Annotated in this window: 4 protein-coding genes; 1 reads left to right on the top strand and 3 read right to left on the bottom strand. The window is 42.6% G+C overall.

Annotated elements, in window-relative coordinates:
- On the top strand, positions 1 to 230 hold a 230-nt coding region (locus AC58U0_RS22320), incomplete at its 5' end, for a hypothetical protein (protein WP_497381147.1).
- A 99-nt stretch (positions 231 to 329) separates the two neighbouring features.
- Here AC58U0_RS22320 and AC58U0_RS22315 read toward each other — a convergent pair.
- The 3 genes from AC58U0_RS22315 to gyrB all read right to left on the bottom strand — a co-directional run bounded on the left by AC58U0_RS22315 (position 330) and on the right by gyrB (position 5931).
- Positions 330 to 1397 (bottom strand): HD-GYP domain-containing protein, encoded by a 1068-nt coding sequence (locus AC58U0_RS22315; RefSeq protein WP_497381155.1) that lies wholly within the window; start codon positions 1395 to 1397, stop codon positions 330 to 332.
- An 81-nt stretch (positions 1398 to 1478) separates the two neighbouring features.
- Complete coding sequence (gyrA, locus tag AC58U0_RS22310) at positions 1479 to 3968, bottom strand: DNA gyrase subunit A (protein ID WP_497381146.1); 2490 nt, start codon at positions 3966 to 3968, stop codon at positions 1479 to 1481.
- A 46-nt stretch (positions 3969 to 4014) separates the two neighbouring features.
- Entirely contained in the window at positions 4015 to 5931 is a 1917-nt protein-coding gene (gyrB, locus tag AC58U0_RS22305) for a DNA topoisomerase (ATP-hydrolyzing) subunit B (protein WP_057304383.1), read from the bottom strand.
- Between the last annotated feature and the right edge of the window lie 69 nt (positions 5932 to 6000).

Here is a 6000-nt window from a genome sequence, read left to right as displayed (position 1 = left end):
TTAATTGCTCATTTGCGTTGCTAGCGAGATTTTGCAATCTCTTTTTTGAACGATTTCTCGTTCGTGCTTACTCACTCGTTGTTCAGTTTTCAAAGATCAATTTCTTTCGTTTTAATCCTTCGCCCCTCAAAGGCGACTTGATTAATATACCACATCAGCCTATTCGATTGCAAGAACTTTTTTTAATTTCTCTCGTTCTTTCGTTCGACCGCCGAAGCGACAAGGAGTAATATAACAAATCTATATACAGAATGCAAGCTTTTCTTAATCATTTCTTAATAATAAAGAAAACCCCCTGTATAGGGGGTTAACATTACTCTTTATGCCTTTTAAATATGACCAATAACATCTTGAATGAACAGGCTTCTTTCTAATGTTAAATTTACGATCGTTCCATTAACGTTAATCCAAGGTCTGGTAGGATGCGAGCGATCGGAGAATATAATCTCACCTACACGGTTATCGCTTAGTTTCACGATTGTTCCATTGCTGATTTGTGTGGACTTGTTCATAAATACTTGAACCAGGGTTGGATCTACCTTACCGAATGATTCTGTGAAGAGCTGCTCTAGTACAACATAAGGCGATAAAGCCGTTTTATAGTAACGCTCATTGGTCATAGCATTATAAATATCAGCAATCGCTACTATTTTGGCATACATGTGAATCTTGTCACCTTTAACGCCTAAGGGATAACCCGATCCATCCTCACGTTCATGATGCTGAATGGCCGTTAATTTGACACCTTCGTTAATACCGGAAATATTTTTAAGAATTTGATACCCGATTAGCGTGTGCTGTTTAATCTCATCCATTTCAGATGCTGTTAGGGAGCTCTTCTTCTCAAGAATGGCTGGATCAACTTTGGATATACCAATGTCATGTAAGAGACCGGCTAACGCTATTTGCATCAGATCTTTCTGAGGAAGGCCATGCCATCTAGCTAATGAATAAGCGGTTAAGCTGACCTGAATACTTTTGTGATAAATGTAATCTTGCAAACTGCGATTTTTCGGTGTGAAGGTAAGTACTTTATAGGCATCAATATGTTGAATGAGTGCTTCAAGACCGTTTCGAAGATCTAAAATGGGAAGCGGTTGTCCACCATTAGCGAGATAAAAGACGCGTTTAAGCAGCTTCAACATATTCTGGTATTCCATATAAAAAGGATGAACGGTTGCAACTTCATTCGGTTTCGTTTCTTCACTCGTGGCTTCGGATTCTGTACCATTCTTAGACTCAATAAAGACAGAGGAAATGAGAAACGCTTTTAGAATCTCAATCTCTCTTTCACTAATAACTTTTCCTTTATTGAAAAGTACATTTCCCAATTTCGTTATTACGTTATCGCCTAATCTTTCACCATATTTTAATTGAGAAACGGCTACTGTCGGCACAATCATTCACTCACCTTAATTTTTCTTATACTTCTTATTGTAAAGTAAAAGGGATGGGTTTGTAAGCCCCATCCCGACATTTTATTCTTCTGTATCTGTTCCTTCTGTTTCTTCCCAATCGCCGTCTTCCTCATTCTCGCTTTGCTCTTCATTTTTCTGCACGCGAGCTAAGGTTCCAACTTCATCGTCTTCACGAATATTGATTAAGCGCACACCCTGCGTGTTACGACCCATCATAGAAATCCCATCCATGCTTGTACGAATAACAGTACCCGATGCAGTAATAATCATAAGATCCTCATCATTTTGCACCACTTTAAGACCGACAATAGGGCCGTTCTTATCTGTGACGTTCAAAGTCTTAATCCCTTTACCACCGCGAGACTGAATCCGATACTCAGAAACAGGCGTTCTCTTACCAAAGCCTTTGGTCGTTACAATGAGTACACTATTATCTTCATGGACAACGTCCATATCAATAACCGTATCTTCTGGATCCAAGTGTATCCCTTTAACCCCAGTAGCAGACCTACCCATGGAACGAACATCTTGTTCTGGGAAATGAATGGACATGCCGAGCTTGGTTCCCATAATAATACCTTGGTTACCGTCAGTCAGCTTAACGCCAATGAGATCATCATCATCCCGTAAATTAATGGCAATTAAGCCACCTCTACGAATGTTTGAATAATCGTCAATCGGAGTTTTCTTCACAACCCCTTGCTTCGTTGCAAAGAATAAGTATTGCTCAGTTTCGAAGCTCTCTACCGGAATCACCGCGTTAACCGTCTCACCTTGCTCGATCTGGATTAAGTTAATGATTGGTGTTCCACGAGCCGTCCGGCTCAAATCCGGAATCTCGTAAGCTTTCAGACGGTACACTTTACCTTTATTCGTAAAGAACATCAAATAATGATGCGTATTCGTCACGAATAAATGTTCGACGAAGTCATTGTCCTTGGTATCCATTCCGACAATCCCACGTCCGCCACGCTTCTGATTCCGATACGTCGTAACCGGAAGACGCTTAATGTAACCCGTATGCGTAATCGTGATAACGACATCTTCACGCGGGATGAGGTCTTCATCTTCGATGCTTTCCTCACCAACCGTAATTTCGGAACGTCGCTCATCGCCGAATTTCTCTTTAATTTCATTCAATTCTTCGCTAATGATAGCTAGAATCAGATTCTCATCAGCAAGAATCGCTTTAAGCTCAGCGATTTTCTTCATAAGTTCGGCATACTCAGCTTCGATCTTCTCACGTTCTAAGCCTGTTAAACGCTGTAGACGCATATCGAGAATTGCTTGAGCTTGATCGAGGCTCAAATTAAACGTAGTCATGAGCCCTTCTCTAGCTTCGTCCGTCGTACGGGAAGCACGAATCAAGGCAATAACTTGATCCAAGTGATCAAGTGCGATGCGCAAGCCTTCCAAAATGTGAGCGCGCGCTTCCGCTTTGCGCAGATCATACTCAGTTCTACGACGAATGACTTCTTGCTGATGCTTGAGGTAATAATGTAGCATCTCTCGAAGATTTAGAACCCTTGGTTCGCCGTTGACGAGTGCTAGCATAATAATACCGAAGTTCGATTGCATGGCTGTATGTTTAAACAAGTTATTCAGAACAACATGCGGATTGACGTCGCGACGAAGCTCGATGACAACTCGCATACCGTTGCGGTCGGATTCATCTCGAAGATCCGTGATACCATCAATCTTTTTCTCACGAACAAGTTCCGCAATTTTCTCAACTAATCTAGCTTTGTTTACTTGATAAGGCAGCTCATTAACAATGATTCTAGCTTTATTATTGTTTTCTTCAATAACAGTTCTAGCACGCATCGTAACAGAACCTCTGCCTGTTTGATAGGCTTGCCTAATCCCCTCACGGCCTAAGATAAAGCCAGCTGTAGGGAAATCCGGTCCTTTGATAGCTTGCATCAATTCAAGAGGTGTAATATCCGGATTTTCAATCATCATTTGGATACCTTCGATAACCTCACGAAGGTTATGAGGAGGAATGTTTGTAGCCATCCCTACCGCAATCCCGGAGCTTCCGTTCACAAGCAAGTTCGGAAAACGAGAAGGGAGAACAACCGGTTCATTTTCTTCGCCATCGTAGTTTGGTTTATAGTCAATTGTCTCTTTGTTAATATCGCGAAGAAGCTCCATCGCGATCTTCGACAAGCGAGCTTCGGTATAACGCATGGCCGCTGCCATATCACCGTCGATCGATCCAAAGTTACCATGACCATCAACCAGCATATAACGAAGTGAGAAATCTTGCGCCATCCGAACCATCGTCTCATAAACCGCAGTGTCTCCATGCGGATGGTACTTACCGATGACTTCACCAACGATTCTCGCTGATTTCTTATGTGGTTTATCTGGAGACATGCCTAGCTCAGACATCGCAAACAAGATACGACGATGAACAGGCTTCAGACCGTCTCTTACATCTGGCAGTGCACGACTGACAATGATACTCATCGCATAGTCTAAGAAAGATGTACGCATTTCGGTAGAAATGTCAATTTCTTTGACTTGCGAATGTAATTCTTCGCTCATGAATGTTCCTCCTGAAAGCTTACATCGTTAGCAACGTCTAGGACGTTTAGATATCTAGATTTTTCACGTACTTCGCATGTTCCTCGATGAAATCTCTTCTAGGTTCTACGTTATCTCCCATCAATGAATCAAAGAGCGTATCTGCTTCAATCGCATCTTCGATCGTTACTTGAAGGAATGTACGGCTTTCCGGATCCATCGTCGTTTCCCACAATTGTTCTGGATTCATCTCGCCAAGTCCTTTGTAACGCTGTACATTGACTTTGGCGCCTTCACCGAACTCCTGCATGATGGCTTCTCTTTGCTTTTCGTTATACGCATAGCGAACCGTTTTATTTCTTTCGAGCTTGAAAAGTGGCGGTTGTGCAATATACACATAACCGGTTTCGATTAATTTTTTCATGTACCTGTAGAAGAAAGTAAGCAGAAGCGTACGAATGTGTGCTCCATCAACGTCGGCATCTGTCATGATAATAATTTTGTGATAACGTGCCTTAGCGATATCGAAATCGTCACTGATCCCTGTGCCAAAGGCTGTAATCATCGCACGAATTTCCGTATTGGATAGAATACGATCCAATCTAGCTTTCTCTACATTCAGAATTTTTCCGCGAAGTGGAAGAATCGCTTGGAAGTGACGATCACGTCCTTGCTTAGCTGATCCACCTGCTGAGTCACCTTCTACGATGTAAATCTCACTGATAGAAGCATCCTTGGATGAGCAATCTGCTAGTTTACCTGGCAGCGCACTTACTTCCAATGCGCTTTTACGACGAGTTAATTCTCTCGCTTTACGCGCAGCTTCTCTTGCTCTTGCCGCTTGAATCCCTTTTTCGAGAATCTTCTTCGCAACAGAGGGGTTCTCTTCCATAAATGTTTGCAGCTTCTCGGCAAATAGAGATTCTACAATACCGCGGACTTCACTATTCCCTAGTTTAGTCTTCGTTTGACCCTCAAATTGGGGTTCAGGGATTTTCACGGAAATAATGGCAGCAAGACCTTCGCGCACATCATCTCCCGACAGGTTGGAGTCACTTTCTTTCAACGAATTACTTTTGCGGGCATAGTCATTCAAGATCCGCGTTAGCGCGCTTTTAAAACCGGACTCGTGAGTACCACCCTCATGTGTATTGATGTTATTCGCGAAGGAGTAAATATTTTCCGTATAGCTATCGTTGTACTGAAGGGCAATCTCGATGGAGATATTATCTTTGGAACCTTCCACATAGATTGGCATCTCATTGACGACTTCACGGTTACGGTTCAAATGCTGAACGAAGGAAACAATCCCGCCTTCGTACCTATGTGTATTGACCGTATCCGTACGCTCATCAATTAAATTGATCTCGATTCCTTTATTCAAGAAAGCTAGCTCGCGAATTCTGGATTGGAGAATATCATAGTCATACTCCGTCGTTTCCTTGAAGATCTCCGGATCCGGTTGGAACGTAACTTGCGTCCCTGTTTCTTCCGTTTCACCAATGACCTTCACGTCGTACTGAGGCGCACCGCGGCGATACTCTTGTTGATGAATTTTACCCTCACGCTTAACTTGAACCGTCAGCAGCTCAGATAACGCATTAACAACAGAGATACCTACACCATGCAGACCACCCGATACTTTATAGCCGGAATCATCTCCACCGAACTTACCGCCGGCATGAAGAACCGTTAGAACAACTTCGAGCGTTGGTCTTTTTAACTTGGCGTTTTCACCAACAGGGATTCCACGGCCATTATCGATAACGGTAACACTATTATTCTTATGAACAATTACGTCAATCTTTGTACAATAGCCGGCTAAAGCTTCATCGATACTGTTATCGACAACTTCCCATACAAGATGATGAAGTCCACGGGCACTGGTTGAACCAATGTACATACCCGGTCTTTTACGAACGGCCTCTAAACCTTCCAGAACCTGAATCTGACTGTCATCGTACGCATTTTGATTCACAGACATGTTAATCTTCACCTGCTTTTTTATAGTGAGAGAAACCTCTATCGTAGTCATTCGAAAATGAGTGACGCG

The sequence above is a fragment of the Paenibacillus sp. J31P190 genome (assembly GCF_059692075.1).
Note: the sequence above shows the minus strand (reverse complement) of the source record. Positions and strands in the feature narration are given on the sequence as shown.